At 59.2% G+C, this 15,599-nt stretch carries 11 protein-coding genes and 2 pseudogenes; 2 read left to right on the forward strand and 11 right to left on the reverse strand.

The window, feature by feature from the left end; all coding sequences use genetic code 11:
- On the reverse strand, positions 1-282 hold a 282-nt coding region (locus tag B5D38_RS21640; RefSeq protein ID WP_078710514.1), incomplete at its 3' end, for a mobilization protein.
- A complete protein-coding gene (locus B5D38_RS21645) occupies positions 282-740 on the reverse strand; it encodes a hypothetical protein (protein WP_078710515.1) in 459 nt (152 codons plus the stop codon). The genes B5D38_RS21645 and B5D38_RS21640, both read right to left, overlap by 1 nt.
- 252 nt (positions 741-992) lie before the next feature.
- Between B5D38_RS21645 and traA the strand changes: the two genes are divergently transcribed.
- The gene (gene traA / locus B5D38_RS21650) at positions 993-3,830 is read left to right on the forward strand and encodes a Ti-type conjugative transfer relaxase TraA (protein ID WP_078710516.1); all 2,838 of its coding nucleotides are present in this window, start codon (positions 993-995) and stop codon (positions 3,828-3,830) included.
- 88 nt (positions 3,831-3,918) lie between these two features.
- Here the strand turns inward: traA and B5D38_RS21655 are convergent, their stop codons facing one another.
- Both B5D38_RS21655 and B5D38_RS21660 read right to left on the reverse strand, forming a co-directional pair.
- The gene (locus B5D38_RS21655; RefSeq protein WP_078710517.1) at positions 3,919-4,272 is read right to left on the reverse strand and encodes a hypothetical protein; all 354 of its coding nucleotides are present in this window, start codon (positions 4,270-4,272) and stop codon (positions 3,919-3,921) included.
- Positions 4,273-4,316: 44 nt separating this feature from the next.
- Positions 4,317-4,946 (reverse strand): recombinase family protein, encoded by a 630-nt coding sequence (locus B5D38_RS21660; RefSeq protein ID WP_078710518.1) that lies wholly within the window; start codon positions 4,944-4,946, stop codon positions 4,317-4,319.
- Between the two features lie 95 nt (positions 4,947-5,041).
- Here B5D38_RS21660 and B5D38_RS22890 point away from each other — a divergent pair.
- Positions 5,042-5,179 (forward strand): annotated as a pseudogene (locus tag B5D38_RS22890) (DUF4158 domain-containing protein); the annotation flags it as partial.
- A gap of 108 nt (positions 5,180-5,287) precedes the next feature.
- Here the strand turns inward: B5D38_RS22890 and B5D38_RS21670 are convergent.
- The 7 genes and pseudogenes from B5D38_RS21670 to B5D38_RS22335 form a co-directional block, all read right to left on the reverse strand.
- Complete coding sequence (locus B5D38_RS21670; protein WP_078710520.1) at positions 5,288-7,573, reverse strand: AAA family ATPase; 2,286 nt, start codon at positions 7,571-7,573, stop codon at positions 5,288-5,290.
- Between the two features lie 388 nt (positions 7,574-7,961).
- A complete protein-coding gene (locus tag B5D38_RS21680) occupies positions 7,962-11,117 on the reverse strand; it encodes an Eco57I restriction-modification methylase domain-containing protein (RefSeq protein WP_078710522.1) in 3,156 nt (1,051 codons plus the stop codon).
- Positions 11,118-11,200: 83 nt separating this feature from the next.
- On the reverse strand, positions 11,201-11,491 hold the full coding sequence (locus B5D38_RS22115) for a hypothetical protein (protein WP_131829993.1): 291 nt from the start codon (positions 11,489-11,491) through the stop codon (positions 11,201-11,203).
- Positions 11,442-12,107, reverse strand: coding sequence for a ParA family partition ATPase (gene parA, locus B5D38_RS21685; RefSeq protein ID WP_078710523.1), 666 nt, complete (start codon positions 12,105-12,107; stop codon positions 11,442-11,444). The genes B5D38_RS22115 and parA overlap by 50 nt, the downstream gene beginning before the upstream one ends.
- 158 nt (positions 12,108-12,265) lie before the next feature.
- Positions 12,266-13,324 (reverse strand): replication initiator protein A, encoded by a 1,059-nt coding sequence (locus B5D38_RS21690; protein WP_078710524.1) that lies wholly within the window; start codon positions 13,322-13,324, stop codon positions 12,266-12,268.
- Between the two features lie 444 nt (positions 13,325-13,768).
- Positions 13,769-15,418, reverse strand: a complete 1,650-nt coding sequence (locus tag B5D38_RS21695) for a type IV secretory system conjugative DNA transfer family protein (protein ID WP_078710525.1) — start codon at positions 15,416-15,418, stop codon at positions 13,769-13,771.
- A pseudogene (locus B5D38_RS22335) lies at positions 15,415-15,599 on the reverse strand (hypothetical protein); the annotation flags it as partial. The pseudogene B5D38_RS22335 and the gene B5D38_RS21695, both read right to left, overlap by 4 nt.

Below are 15,599 nucleotides of genomic sequence, written 5' to 3' on the forward strand. Positions count from 1 at the left end.
ATTGCCAGTTTCGGATTCAGCCGGTTGCGGCACAAGATCGGGAAACAGCATCCTGTCGATGTCACGGGTGAGAAAACCCGGCAGGTCGCGTTTCAGCCATTCCGTAATGCGGGCGGCATTGGCCGGATTCTTGTCGTCCTCCAATTGATGCAGGACGAGGGCACCGAGGAGGACCTTGCGGCGGGTGTCCCTGGCGCGCTCCTGCTTGCCGAGGCGGGCCTTGAGGGTTTTCTTCTGGGCTTCGAGCTGGGCGAGGCGTTCCTCGATGGATTTGCGGGCCATCAGTCGTGGTCCTCCTCATCGGCGGCGTTGTGCTGTTCGACGGCTTGTTCGGGTATGATCTCGCCAGCAGCCTGAGCCGCTCCGATCTCGGCGCGCCGCTTGCCGGAAGGGCTCCAATGCGGATCGTCTCGTGAGGCGGTATGCCGAGGAAATCCAATGGCGGTGATCTCGCCATCGCGTTCGAAGATGCCGGCGATGAGACTGTCGACAGGGTTGAGATGGCCGCTGGGAAAATCGCGGCTGACCTGAAGCGTGCCCTTGGTGGTGTGAAGCGTCAGGGATGGCACGTCGGGCATGAGATCGAGGATACGCTGAAGCGCCATGCGTGTCTGGCGGCTGATATGGAGGCCTTCCATTGAGCCGCCGACGATCATGACTTGCCAGGGTGGACGGCGCTGCTTGGCAAGATGTTCGAGCGCCTTGTCCGCAGTCAGGTAGACGGGAGGTTCAACGGGCATGGCGGTTTCCGATAATAGCGTACCACAGTGATCGTTCGTTTCCCAAACAATAGCACTTTACCGCTTCTCTTCTAGGCCGACTTCACCTTTTGAGTCGTGCGTTTTGCGCTCAAATTTGTCGCGGTGATGTTGATGCCGAGCGCAAGCTATCGCAGTCCAATCGGAGCGCAGCAAAGATTGGCAAGAGCGCACTTACGAGTTGCTTTGCAACTCTGGCGCTGACATTCTGCCTTGGATGGGGGTGCATCGTTCATGGCGATCTATCATTGCAGCATGAAGCCCGTGTCGCGCAGCTCGGGTCGGAGTGCGGTAGCCTCCGCCGCCTACCGGTCGGGCCAATGCCTGGTGAACGAACGGGACGGGCTGGTTCATGACTTCAGTCGCCGTGATGGCATCGAGCATTCCGAGATCGTCATGCCGAATAGCGTTGATGCCGCATGGGCGCAGGATCGTTCGGCTTTATGGAATGAGGCCGAGCAAGCCGAGAAACGCGCAGATGCGCGTGTCGCCCGCGAATTCGAGGTCGCGCTTCCGCACGAGCTGACGGCTGGGCAGCGTATCGATCTGACGCGGGTCTTTGCTCAGGACCTCGCGAACCGCTACGGCGCGGCGGTGGATTTCGCAATCCATTCTCCGCACGGCAAGACCGACATTCGCAATCATCATGCTCACCTTTTAATGACGACGCGAACCGTCACGGCCGATGGCCTAGGTGCCAAGACGCAGATCGAGCAGGAGAACAAGCGGCTCCTGACGGAGGGCCTGCCCACGTCGCAGATGCAGCTTCGCGAAATTCGACAGGCGTGGGAGCATTACGCAAACGAGCACCTGGCGCGCGCCGGTCACGAGGCGCGGATCGATCATCGCAGCCATTCGGAGCGTGGGTTGGAGATTACGCCGACGCAACACATGGGCGTGCAAGCCACGCAGATGGATCGTCAGGGAAAAGGCGTTTCCCGCACACGGTTGGACGAGGCGGCGGCGAGGCGCAACGCCGACTTGATCCGCGAGAAGCCGGACCAGATCCTAACGATCATCACGGGCGAGAAAAGCGTGTTCGATCGCCACGACGTGGCGCGCGCCCTGCATCGTTATGTTCAGGAGCCGGCAGAGTTCCAGAATGCGTTCGCCACGGTGATGCAGAGCCCGAGCCTGGTCGAGCTGCGCGGCGAGATGCGAGATGCACACGGCCAGGTCACGGAGCTGGCGCGCTATTCAACGCGCGAGATGGTGGCGATCGAGCAGGGCATGGTAGATCGTGCCGCCGGCATGGCGGAGACCAGCGGTTATCGCGTGAGCCAGGAGACCGTCGAACGCGCACTGGACGCCCGTCCCTTTCTCGCTGACGAGCAGAAGGCGGCGATCCGCCACGTTACGGGCGAAGAGCGCATCACGGCCGTCGTCGGGCTCGCAGGGGCCGGCAAGAGCACCATGCTGGCGAGTGCGCGCGAAGCATGGGAAGCGGAGGGCTACCGCGTTCACGGCGCGGCGCTCGCCGGCAAGGCGGCCGAGGGCCTGGAGGAGTCGAGCGGCATCGCGAGCCGCACGCTCGCCTCGTGGGAGTATGGTTGGAACAACGGCCGTGGCGAGTTGGGGAGCGGCGACATTCTGGTGATCGACGAGGCCGGCATGGTGTCGTCGAAGCAGCTCGCTCGCTTCGTTGAGGAGACCGAGCACACGGGCGCGAAGCTCGTCCTGGTCGGCGATCCGGAGCAGTTGCAGCCGATTAATGCCGGCGCGGCCTTTCGGGCCGTCACGGAGCGGATCGGCTTTGTGGAGCTGGAGGAGGTTCGTCGGCAGCATGAGCCATGGCAGCGCGAGGCGTCGATCGATTTCGCGCGGCATCGCACGGCCGAGGGCCTGGCTGCCTATGGCGAGCACGGCGCGGTTCACTTCACCGATACGCGCGAGGATGCCCGCGCGGCGATCGTGCGGGACGTGATGCAGGATCGGGAAGACCGGCCGGACGGTTCGCGCCTGGTGCTCACCTATCGGCGCGCCGACGTGCGGGAGTTGAACGAGGCGATCCGGGATGAGCTACAAGGGCGCGGTGAACTGGCGGGCGAACTGACCTATCGGACGAATGACGGCGAGCGGTCGTTTGCCGCCGGCGACCGCATCCTGTTCCTTGAGAACGACCGCGATCTTGGCGTGAAGAACGGAATGCTCGGGACCGTCACCCAGGTCGAGGAGGGCCGGATCATCGCGCAGCTCGACGGGGCGCCGGGGGCGGGGCGGGAGCGCGAGGTTTCGATTTCGACGGCGGACTATGCCGCGATCGACCACGGCTATGCGACCACCATCCATAAATCGCAGGGGGCGACGGTCGATCGGTCCTATGTGCTCGCCTCGGGCGGGATGGACAGCCATCTTGCCTATGTCGCGATGACGCGGCACCGCGATGACGTGCAGCTCTATGCGGGCCAGGAGGACTTCAAGGACATGGGCGCGCTCGCCAGCGAGCTGGGGCGCGCCCGGCCCAAGGAAACGACGCTCGACTACGCCGAGCGTCGGGGCATCGCTCACGAGATCGATCCGGCGAACGAAATCCGGGTGCCGGCTCCGGAACAGAGGACGGCCGAGCTGGCGGAACGGCTCCAGACCGAGCCCCCGCGTACGATCGAGCAAGGTCCGGCAACCCGTGACCATGATGGGTATGAGCGGCCGCCGGAGCCGGAACGGCTCTCGTTCGCAGAGCGTCTGGCGGCCTTTGTTGGGTGGTCGAAGCCACAGCCCGATCCCGGCGAGAGGAGCCAAGCCGAAAGCGAGCGCGCCGGTCTCATGTCTCCCGGCGAAGATCGGCCAGATCACGCCGCCGATCGCGCTCGAAACGACAAGCCCGCGCTCGAGCATGGACCGGAGAAGACCCAGGAGGGCGAGCAGCGGCCCTTGAGCCTGGCGGAGAGAATGGAGCAATTTCACAAGGAGGGCGACGGCCAGGACCGACAGGACCGCGAGGGACTTCCAGAGGAGCGATCGGAGCGAGGAGACATCCGCGAACGGCTGAGCGAGCTTCGGGAGCGCGAGGCGCGTCCCCTGGAGCGCGGGGAGCACGATCGCGAACACGAGCGAGGGGGCTATGAGCGATAGTGGCAACGGGTTCGGCTCCGTCCGCGGTGCCGACATAGAACGGGCACCAAACCACGTTAAGCGGACAAACCCGGAACGTGGCCTTTGATCAGAAGGGCGGAAGATCCTCGGGGAACTCACCGCCTGCGGCGAGGAAACTTTCCCATGTCGCGCGGCCGCGCGCACTGACGGTCAGGCGATCCTGGGTGCCTTCGACCAGTTCCACGAGATCAAGATCGATCGAGCTGTTGCCGATCACCTTGTCGGGGTCGAAGCCGTCGATGACGCGGCGCCACCCTATCGTTCCGCGTTCGATCGGGGCCGGTTCCAGCCAGAACCAGAAGGCATTGCGAGGTCGTGGCGGGATGAGAGCCCAGTCCAGCGGACCATCCGCCGGGATCGCTTCGGGCGCGGGACTCGCATAGCAACGAGTAGACGACCGCGCGGCGCAGCGCCGGAGCATCTTTCGGCCAGAGATATGGCAAGAGGTCGCGAACGGCTCTGAAATCAACCAAGATCAGGCCTACGAACTGCCGCGTGCGCCGGTGACCTTTTTACAATGTCGTTGACGGTATTCTTGCTGATGCCGAGATCGCGTGCGATCCAGCGATAGCTGCGGCCTTCAGCAACCAGCGCCATGACCTTCGGCGCAAGCCGATCTGACTTGGGGCGTTCTCCTGTTTGACGGCCGAGCCTTCTGCCGCGCGCTTTCGCGGCGGCAAGCCCGGACTTGACCCTCTCGCTGATCAGATCGCGTTCGAATTCCGCAATGCCGGATAGGAAGGTTGCAAGCATTCGGCCGTGCGGAGAGGATAAATCGAAGGTCATGCCATTCATCGCGATGACCGAGACCTTCCAACCTTCCAGCTCGCGCAGCGTGTTGAGAAGGTCGATGGTCGAACGGCCCCATCGGGAAAGTTCAGTGACCAGGATGGCGTTGATCTGTCTGGCTTGCGCGAGTGCTATTGCCTTTTTCCGCTCGGCACGGTCGAGCCTCGCGCCGGAGCCTGTCTCCTTGAATATCGCTGCCACCTCGTAACCGGCTCGGTCAGCGAAAGCAGTCAGGTCACGCTCCTGCCGCTCGCATGACTGGTCAGCAGTCGAAACACGGCAGTAGATGGCGGCGCGCTGTCCCAATTGAACCCTCATGGAATTTGATGTCGGTGGGCCTTGATTTGTAAGCGCTGATTGTTGTCCAAAACAGACTATACTCCAACTGGGACAGGTCCACCATGCCACGCCACCGCGCTCTCACGCAGGCCCAACTCGAAGCCCTGCTTGCCCTGCCTACGGACGAAGCCGATCTAGTCCGGCACTATACCCTGTCCGCAGCCGACTTGGCCGTGATCGCGAGAAGACGCAGAGCCCACAAGGGGGCGTTTGCAGGAGGGAGCGAAATCCTACGCTAAACCGAGGGCGCGCTTTCCGCAGTCTTTGCGTTCGCTCTTCGGGCTCATGCCTCGGTCGAAGGCCAAGGATCAGGCTTGAAGGGCATTGACGATGCGCAAGGTGCGCCGCGTGAAGCCGGTTAGCTCGCTTGGGTCGATCTGATCCGGCGTGGCATCGGCCACATTTTCCCCATGGTGATACTGGCTCGTATAGCCGTTGATCTGGTCCAGCTCGTCATAGAGCGCCTGCGCGGGGTGAATATCGCCGCCTTCGCGTATCTTTCGTACCATGTCGCCCAGCCAATCATTGGCAAGGAAGCTGCCCGGATAGGTCGTGCGGCAATGAGTTTCGAGGACGACGCGCATCTTACGGATAATATCGAGCAAGCCGCCGGCGCCGGTCGTGAGATAGGTTTGAAGGTCGTCAATATCCGTGGCTGTCCGACCCCGGCAGGCGTGTTCAAGGTCCACCGGCATGATCTTTGAGCCTTGGGCGCGGTGATCAGCAATCGTCAGCGCGACGCGCTCGGCGGCCGGTGACTTATCCCAGACCTGCTTGAGGAAAGTGGCATCGTGGGAAAGCACGATCACCTGGGCGCATTTCCCCGCCACCTTCATGATCTCATGCACGGTCTGCCGGCGGCGGAAAGCGTCCTGACTGTTAAAAGGGTCGTCGAACACGACCAACTTCCCGGCCACTGCCGAATCGCGTTCCAGATGCGCCAAGAAAAACGCGAGGGCGAGAGTGGTACGGTCGCCGGCACTGAGGGTATTCTTGAAGCTCGGCCGGTCCCCCGGCGTCTTGCTGTCGCCAAGGTCAACGGCCGTGTTGTTGATAACGAGCTGATAGCTCGATGTGGCGAGACCGCCAGGATAGGCGTGCTTGGTCTCGGTGATGGTGAAGCCAGCATTGAACGCGACCAGGTAGTCATTAATACGCAGCTCGTAGGGCTTCACCACGGTCTTTGTATGCGCGTCGAGCTGCTTCCTAATAGCCTCCTTGCGCGTCTCGATGCCGTTCTTTTCGCCGGAGAGCTTTATGTAGGTGGCACAAAGGTCGGACACGTCCGCGCGGTGCCGGGTCTGGATCGCAGTCAGGCGGTCCAGCTCGGCCTCGGCCGCTTTGAGATCACCCGCATCAGCGGCCGCCTTCTTTTCAGCAATGACGACATTTGCTGCACGGATTGCTGTATTCGCCGCCTCGATTGCGGCGGCCGCGCTGTCATAGGCAGCGTGCGCGGCGGTGAAACCTTCATCCGGCGTGATCGGTTCTAGCGGCACGGCCGCCTTGCGATCTAGAAGCCCGATCGCTGCGGCGGCAAGCACGTGGATCGCATCGACGACCTCCGCCGGAAAGGCCAGGGCAGTGGCCCCGATCGCGCAATACTTCTGCCAAAACTCGACGCCGCCGCTATTTTGCTCTGCGATGGTACCAAGGCGGGCCAGGGCGGCGTCGCCCATGTCTCGCATGATACCGGCTTTCATGGTGGCGATCTCTCCGGCCAGTGCTTCGTAACGCTCGCTGAACACGGCCCGGAACGCGGCGATCAGCGGAAGGCCCCGAATATGCTGCCCGCAGAAGGGGCAGGTATCGTCCGCATGGCCGAGGCCGTCCGCGATCCAGTTGCCGCCGTTGGCCGTCATGCCATGCGCGGCTAGATGCGTCGACAGTCTTTGCTCCGCGTCCTGCGCAATGTCGTCGATAGTGCGGACCAGCAGGCTGGTGAAATCCTCAGGCAGGACCGGGATGGCATATTCCGAGAGGGCAGGACGGGCGCGAAGCGCTCCAGCCTGCCGCAGCGCATCCACGCTGCGCGCCTGCGCCTCGATTTGCGCGGCAATGTCGGTCGTCTCCGGTAAGGCAATGAAGGTGTCCAGCTTCATGCCAGCCGGCAAATGCGGCTGAATCGCCTTGCCCGCCGTGCTGATCTCGCCGGTTTTGGCGCGGCTTTCTGCGGCCAGTTGAGCATCCTGCGTCGCAAGTTTCACGCCGGCGTCACCCACGATGACGCGATAGAGATTGCGCTTGTGCTCTATGTCCACGACTTCGCCGGAATGGACATTCTCCGCAACAAACACGCCGTCGAAGATGGCGATTTCCGGTTTAGCCACGTTCCATGCTGTACCGTCGAAGCGGGCTTGCCCGCCGTCCAGTAGCAGCTCAATCGCCGGTGCGTCGATCACACCAAGGGTTTTGCGGCCGAGGACATGGCTCGGATCGCCGGTTTGCATGGAGCGCAGGACGGCGCAGAGCGTCGTTTTGCCGTAGCCGTTCGCACCGGCGATGAAGGTGTACTTGGCAAGCTGCGGATTGCCTGACGCGGCCGAGTTGTAGAACCGCCCGACGTTCTTAATCGAAATAATCTTCTTGAGCACTTGTTTCCCCCTGCGCCTCAATCCCGCCGCGCCCGCCCCACAAACGATCCCGCGCTACCCACAAATCCACAGACCCACAAATGTTGGTTTTGGGCTAGGGCATCAAAGCGATGAAGTTTAGCAGCCCGGACAGGCCGAGCAGCAGAAAGCCAAAGACCAGAAGCCATGTCCCTTTGGCCCGATCGATGTGCTTTGTACTGTTCCCGATATTGTAGATATCGCTCCGTTGGTTCGGCATTAGGTGCTGAATGTTCAGCTCATGAGACGACGCGACCGGTGAGAGGGCGTCAAGGATACGCTTCACTCGTCATGCAAGCAGACGAGAACCTATAACGCTACTGATCGTCGCCAAAATTCGCAGTGCGTCTGGTTCTATCAATTCGCGCACCTATGCCTTAATAAGAACGGTTTCGGCACAGGCGGATAGTTTCGTTAGAAGGTCCACGCGCTTGGCTTTCGACGGTGCCGCATGTGCGGCTTTAGAGAGCTTCACCAGATCAACATGTTCCGCATTGGTTGGATCGTACTGCGGGATGCTGAGGTGTTTGAAAATGTTGCTCACCTGGATCTGGATCGTGTGGCTTTCGACATACTCCCGCACCATCTTGGAATTCAGAATGCCGCATACAAAGTGCGCCATATCCTTTGAGGTGAAATCGGCAAAGTAGACCTTGTGGTCTGGCACATACGGCCGCTTGCCCATTAGCGGGACATCTTCCTCTTCGAACACCGCTGCTTCAAAAGTGGTCGATAACTCTGCCCATACGACCTTGTAAGGCGCGAAGGTATAAGCACCGGAGTTATAGACAGCGTAATAGGGCGCGCCTTTCTGCCGAAGCTTGTACGTTGACCGCCTCTCCAACAGTGGCTTGAAGTGAGCGAGATACTTTTTCGTTTGTTTGAGGCCGTTCACCGTGGTCTCTGCTGCCCTGTAATCCGCCCCATTGATCCCGGTGTTGGGCACCATGATGTAGAGCTTCTCACGAATGTGGATCTCGCATGCGGAAAAATCGGATGCGCCTTTGAGCAGCGGGAACAGAAGGTCGGGCTCGATCCAGAATTGACGAGCTGGCCCAATGTCTGTCCTGCCGGCTTCGGGCCGCGTCTCGACCTGCACGAGGCCAGTTTTTGCGTTCTCTCCCACAATTCGGACCATGTAGACGCCGTTCAGGTCGGCTGTGACGCCCTTTCTTCCGCTTATCCAGTCACTCTGCCCTTGCAGAGCTTCCATGTCGGCAAAGCGGCCAGGAGGCAGAATAGCCCACGGCGAATTGCCGCCGTTCACTGGGTGGGCTTCCCAGGTCTGCTGGTTCACACGCTTTAGAACCGCGTCCTTGTGCATGTTTTCTGGAATGGATGCAGAAGATCCATCGATCTTATTCCAGACCCTATAAGGCACCGGATAAGTGGGCACTTGCGTGCGATCGACCTTCCGCAAACGCATGATGGCTGTCTTGTTTGCCACCTTCGCAAAGGGCTTGAGCTTCTTTAGATCGTCGATGCATTCCGGGATCAGATTGAAATCTTCATTGATACGGAAGCTGCGGAAGCCCTGCGACGAAGGCGACTGGAAATGCGTCTGCGTAATGACGAAGACAAGCTTTCCTTCCGGCTTTAGCCATTTATCGGCGACCGTGTAGGTTATCATGCCGGAAATATCGAGTTCGTTGCCCCCGTGGTAAGGGGTCTCCGAAAAGATCGTATATTGCTCGCAGGTCGGCTTGATCCTCTGCCGGTATAACTCTGGCAGGTTCGACCAACGAACCCACGGCGGATTGCCGACAACAACATCAAATTGCCCTGCGACTGCCGACCAGAAGAAGTTCCGGACGATCCGAAACCAGATCCCGTTCCAGGCTTTTCGGTGCAGGTCGAGAACCTGGCCGTAGGTCGAAGAAAGTGCGCTATGCCAGCTCTTCCCCTCCTCGGCCGACATCAAGCCAGCTTTGATAAGCTCGGTTTCTACAACGTCATATTCCTTCTCGTCATTCACATGCTCGGCCATCAACGCAAAGGCATGGTCTAGGCGGACTCGGTCGAACGCGAGAGCAGCCGGCAAGACAATGTTCAGATTGGCTTGAGCACTCCCAATGCCGTACTCGACGAAATCCTGCCCTGCCTTCGGTGAACGTGCAGGAGAATACACGGCATCAGCCAAAAGGACCGGCAGCTCTACTTCCATACCGGCCGTGGCCACTAGATCGGCAATGGCAATGAGGAAATTCACTCTCGAAGCCTGCACGGCCAATGGATTAAGGTCAAAGCCCCATACTTCCCCCAGAATCTTCGTAAGGGTTTCGGATTCCGAAAGACCGTTATCGAGGGCCAATTTCCGCTTCCGGCGGATGACCTCAAGCAGGAACGAACCCGAACCACAGGTCGGATCGAGCACCCTAACGCTTCCCCAATCGGCTACCTCAGCGCGATCGCAAGTGATATCGGCCAGCCAGTCGGGGGTGTAGAATTCTCCCAATGCCTTGCGCAGGGCTTCGGGGACGAGCGCCTGGTAGAAGGACTTGAGGACATCATGTGACCTTGCAGCGCTTAGATCGTCCATCCGGTACAGCGCGAGCTGGGTCAGCAATGGGCGGATTGCACCGCAACACGCCGCCCGGTCTTCCACACTCAAGCTGTTGTCAGCGTACCAGGAAAATACAGCCTCTTCGACAAAGCCTGTGATCTGCGCAGCATCAAAAAAGCGCCCTTGTTCGACCTCGGTGTTCAGGAGGTAGAGCAGTTGGGCATCGTCCTGGCCAAGCAGGTGTTCGCAGAAGTCGCGGTAAGCCGTTAGGCCGTATTGCGCGACGATCTCTGCGGCCAGCATCTTCATCACGAACGCATTGTAAGTGTGGATCGCGAAAAGAGCCGCTGCCACCATGTCCCGTGGAGGGAGCTTCGGTGAAAACGGAATGCTTTTCCTGATCTCCGCCGCTTGAGCAGCCGAAAGATCTGCCACCTGGCCAAAGAGTGTCCGCCACTCTTCAAACAGCAGTTTGATCTTGTTATTGCTAGGAGCGGTGAGCTGCTTTTCGAGCAATGCGACCAGGCTGGCCATCATCGCGTTGCCGATCTGCGCAGCGTGGCCAAAATCCTCGACCAGGTTCTCAGCTGTCACGGCTCGGCGTTTTGAATCAAAGCACGCCTGAGCCACAAGCTCAACAGAAGCAGGGTTAAAGGGCAACAAGTTTCGCGGGACGATTTTACCGTCCCGCATAAAGGCAAAGCAGATGTGATCTCCATCGATCGCAATGCCGATGTAATCCTCTTCCGGGATTCCCTCGGATTTCGCCCGTGCCCGTATGTACTTGAAGAGCCGATCGTCGATCGCTTCAATGAAGGAAGCGCTCTTCATGCTGCCTTTGAAAAACCCAGGGCCTTTGAACTCAATAATGACCTGGTTGTAGGATGCATCATTTCGCCCGCGCTCCGCGTGGAACGTCATCCCGAGATCATTTTCGATGTGCTTAAGCCAGCTTTTCCGAAGCTCTTCCTCGTTGCTCCAGGAGTGCCGGTCTTTTTTTAGGTTGTCGAAAAGGATGCTCATGACACCCCTGAAAAATTAAGTACGTTCATTCTGTCCCCCGTCCTACTTCTGATAGGCAAAATTTCCCACATTTGTGGTTTTGTTCATTTGCGGGTTATACCCGCTTGAACTTCAAGCTCCTGAGTTCGCTGCTCGATCATGGTTTGAAGCTCGGCCACCATTTTGCGACCGGTCGCGCTACATGCCGTTTTAAACCGTGTGTGCATGCTTTCGGGCAGATCGAGGCTCAGGCGCTTTGATGGCTCGGTGTCCATCACCTTCACCGGTTTAGGGGCGGTCTGGTCGTGCCCTGCCCCGCCCCGTTCAAACGCGAGGATCTGGTCGTTAGTTGGCAGCTTTGGCTTTGGAGCCGCCGCGAAGGTCTTCTTCGACATGGCTTTCTATCTCTTTCGTCAAAATTTCGATCTCCCGTGACGCGGCTCCACCCGACGGCCACTCGAAAATCGTTTGTCCCATGGTGAGGCTTTCCGCAAAGGCGACCCGTTGTTCGATCTCGGAATTCAAAATCGGAATGCCGGAATTGGCGGCCAAATTGCGTATTTCGCGCCCGATAACCGTGTTCCCTATTTTGCGGGAAACCACAAACCCACATCTGAGGGTTTCTTTGTATTCTTGCGCTTCGCGCACCTGCTTGACCGTTAGGTCAGATGCCCAGGTGGAAAGCCCTGAGGGCTCGATTGGCAAGGCAACAAAGTCTGAGGCGATGATGCAGGAGCGGGCTATCTCTTCCGCATGAGGGGGCCCATCGATCACCGTATGAGTATAATCGGCCGCCATCGTCAAAGCGTCACGCGCCATGTTCGCTCTGGCCAAGCTTACCACCTGAAAAGGCGCATCTTCGCGCAAGCTCGCCCAGGTTGACGCTGAGCCTTGTTTGTCAGCGTCGATCAGCAAAACGCGATGGCCCTGTTTTGCGAGGCAAGCCGCGACGCTGATTGAGAGGGTGGTTTTACCCACGCCGCCTTTTTGGTTCAGGAATGAAATAATCATGCAGAGACGGTACGCGATTCACACATATGTGCAAATGGAAAAATACTTGTACCCACAAACCCACATTTGTGAAAGTTCTGCCTTTCGGCAGATCGATCCTAGCTCGCTACGGCGCTATTTGATGGCGCGCTCGCTGCGGATCGAAAAGGGTAGGGAGCTTATGGCCGCCCGCGTTTCTCTACCCACTTGCGGCAAAAGCCGATGAAGGCCTTGCCGGCATCGCGCGGCGGCTCGATGTCGTAGTCGGCCATCCAGTTCCGCCATTCCTGTTCCAGATGGTACACGTCCCATCCTTGCGCCACGGTTCGTGCATCATGAAGGGCTTCAGGATCGAGCCGCACATGCCCATAGGCCTGCTTGACGGCCTTTTCTTTCTCCATCGTGCCGCGATTTTTGAAAACAACCGACTGCTCGTCGAGGAAAACGGCATAGTCCGGCATGTGGCCGTGCTCTGTGTCCTGCTCGACAATGTTCTGAATTAGCCGCTTGAACTCTTTCTCCGTTGAAGCCGATCCGCATTTTTTCCGCAGCAGATCGAGGGAGATTTTCCACTCTTTTTGCTTGCCGCAATGCTTGCGAGCCAGCTCATACATGCGCCGCTCTAAAGGCTTGCGCAGCCGGAAATAATCACGGTGGAGCGTCAAAACCTCGTTGTGCCTGATGGCATTGAAAACCCAATCAGACAGCTTGATTTCGACTTCCTGCATCCGGCCTTCACGAGTAGCGCGGGCAATCTCATAGCTTTCGATCAACCCAAAGCCCTTAGTGACTTCGACATCACCAGTGATGATGTTGGTGCTTATCCTGGTGCCGGACAGGCGATCGAGAGCGGCTTTAAGACCCTCGTAGCCGCGACCATCGGTTACCCGGTTGGTGGCATTCAGTAGGTCATAGGCCTTGAAGCGGACGACCTGAGAAACTTCCTTGCCGTCATTTAACGCCGCCATGATCTGACTGATGGTGAAGATCAGCACGTCGCGATCGTGGATTGTCGCCAACCCTAAGACGGACGGCGTGATCTCAACAAAAATCCCGTTGTGCTCATACCGACGCATGCTGCGATCGGGCTTGGTCGACAGAGAGAATAGGGGGTGCTCCATTGAAGCCATGTCACCCTTAGGCACGGCATCGAAGATATCGCATACAAAAAAGTCCCCCTGCGTATTACGCGCAGGAAGCAAAGGGGACTTTTCATATTTCGTGATATCACCCACCATGCCCTATGGTTTGTGATTCCACACACTGTGTCAAGAGCTTCGTGATATCACCCACCCTAACAGGGCTTTCGTGATTTTACACACCAGGAAATATCTTTCGTGATTTCACACACTAAAAATCGTGACTCTACACACCGTTTATCGTGACTTTACACACCGGGCGTTCCATTATCCACATTGGATTCAATGGTTTGTAGATGGTTGCCCACCCCTTAACACCTTAAATAACACACATATAACACTAGCGCGTACCCGCGAGAGCTTTCCTACGAGCTGCGCACCGTAAAAAAGAAAAGCGGAATCGGCCTAACGGCTTCGCCGCTGCAAGAGCGAGCGGTCGCAAACGCGGCCGGAAATTCGCGCTCACCAAAGCATAGGTACGCCTCGCTCAGGCCGCCATGGCGCAGCGCGACACCGCGAACTCACCCTGGCAGCACCCTAGCGTCAGTGGAAGTCGGAGGTGTCATAGAGCCCTCGGAAGCGCCGACTTTTGAAGTAGGGGAGCTTGTGGGCAATGATGGGCCGGGTTCCCTTGAACTTGAGAAACATCTTGTCGTTGCCGAGGTGCATGGCCTCCTCGGGCGTCAGAAGCTTGCGGCCAACGAAATCGTTGTTGGTGTTGAAGCGGGTGGTGTCGCCCGACAGCTCGGAGACGTAGCGGGCGGTCAGCTCGTCATTGACGTTGAACGCCTGGAAGACGCCGGCATTGGCGGCGAAAGTATGAGCGCCGCGCTGATAGAGTTCTTCGAGCTGGCCCCAGTTCTGGAGGAAGGCCCAGAGCTGAAGCCCGTAGCCAGCCATGAGGCCGACGGCGGTCTTGATGACGGGCATATCGCCGATGGAGGCGAACTCGTCGAGCAGGAAGAGGATCTGGGCATTGGGCCTGGCTCGCGTGCGCTCGACGTCCTGTAGGGCGCGGGTGACGAGGAGACGTATCCAGCGACCATGCGATTCCAGGCGCGACTGCGGCAGGACGATATAGACGGAGGCGGTGGTTTTCTTGAGTGTCGAGAAGTCGAGGTCGGAGCTTTTCAGGGTTTTACGAAGCTGCGGGCTATCGAGGAAACTGGTCTGTTCCTGGGCGGTGGACAGGATGGCAGCGGCTTCCCGTTCGTTCTTGCCGGCGTGGACGTTGGCCGCCGATGCGATCGCGCCATCGGCATCCTTGGTCGAGGCCATGATTTTGAGGAGGTTGGCGAACTTCTCCTTCGGATAGGTCAGATATTCGCGGAGCGTCACCAGGTTGCGGCGCTCCTCCGGTTCGGCCGCCACCACCAGCATGATGAGGCCGCGCATCAAGGCGCGCGCCGCGTCGTCGAAATGCTGATCGCGGGAATGGGGATTGGTGACGATCAGCGCCGCCGCGAGGGTGGCGGCGTCATCGACGAAGTTCGGGTCGTCGGGATCGAGGCCGGCGAGGGGATTATAGGAGCAGTTGTGCAGGCCGCTGACGTTGAAGGGGTCGAGCACGAAGACCGGACCAAAGGTCTCGCGATGGCGCGCGGTGACTTGCGCGTTTTCGCCCTTCGGGTCGATGACGACGACGCTGCGATCGATTTTCAGGAGGTTCGGGACGATGACGCAGGTGCCTTTTCCCGAGCGCGTCGGGGCGACTGTCAGCAGGTGTTCGGGACCGTCATAGTAGTAGAATTTCGAGCCGCTGCGTGCGCCTGCGATGAGGGCGGTCTTGGAGCGCTTGCGGTAGCGCCTTTCCTCGCCGGCGGTGGCATAGCGAGCCGAGCCGTACGGCTCGAAAGGTTTCTGGATGAGGCTTGCGATGAGGTCGAAGCCCACGAGCCAGACGAGGCCGGCAAATGCGAGCGGCGGCAGGACGAGAGCGATGTGCGCGCCTTGGCCGAAAGCCCAGTAGTTCCAGAACGCATTGACGTCGAGGTTGAGCCAATCGAAGGGGCGCGGACCCGCGACAGTGATGGCGTTGAAGAGCGCCACGCGATAGGGCTCGTTGAGAAACTCGCCAATCGCGTGGTTTCGGTTGCTCAGCCAGGCGAGGACATACCAGGGCAGAAGCAGGTAGATCGCGACGGACACCAGCATGGTGACGGCAAGGCGCTTTTCCCAGAATGATTGTCTCATAAGGAGCGCCCGCTATCCGGCTCGGTTTCGTCGAAACCGTCGTTGTCTTTCTCTTCCTGGCCTTGATCCGTCTCCGTGCCGTCGCGATTGCCAGTTTCGGATTCAGCCGGTTGCGGCACAAGATCGGGAAACAGCATCCTGTCGATGTCACGGGTGAGAAAACCCGGCAGGTCGCGTTTCA

It is taken from the genome of Consotaella salsifontis (genome assembly GCF_900167365.1).
GTDB classification, from domain to species: Bacteria; Pseudomonadota; Alphaproteobacteria; order Rhizobiales; family Rhizobiaceae; genus Consotaella; species Consotaella salsifontis.

Bases quoted from the DNA above. Each gene is read 5' to 3' on its own strand.
- B5D38_RS21645 (WP_078710515.1), bottom strand. From the start codon at position 740: ATGCCCGTTGAACCTCCCGTCTACCTGACTGCGGACAAGGCGCTCGAA.
- traA (WP_078710516.1), top strand. From the start codon at position 993: ATGGCGATCTATCATTGCAGCATGAAGCCCGTGTCGCGCAGCTCGGGT.
- B5D38_RS21655 (WP_078710517.1), bottom strand. From the start codon at position 4,272: ATGCTCCGGCGCTGCGCCGCGCGGTCGTCTACTCGTTGCTATGCGAGT.
- B5D38_RS21680 (WP_078710522.1), bottom strand. From the start codon at position 11,117: ATGAGCATCCTTTTCGACAACCTAAAAAAAGACCGGCACTCCTGGAGC.
- B5D38_RS22115 (WP_131829993.1), bottom strand. From the start codon at position 11,491: ATGTCGAAGAAGACCTTCGCGGCGGCTCCAAAGCCAAAGCTGCCAACT.
- parA (WP_078710523.1), bottom strand. From the start codon at position 12,107: ATGATTATTTCATTCCTGAACCAAAAAGGCGGCGTGGGTAAAACCACC.
- B5D38_RS21690 (WP_078710524.1), bottom strand. From the start codon at position 13,324: ATGGTGGGTGATATCACGAAATATGAAAAGTCCCCTTTGCTTCCTGCG.
- B5D38_RS21695 (WP_078710525.1), bottom strand. From the start codon at position 15,418: ATGAGACAATCATTCTGGGAAAAGCGCCTTGCCGTCACCATGCTGGTG.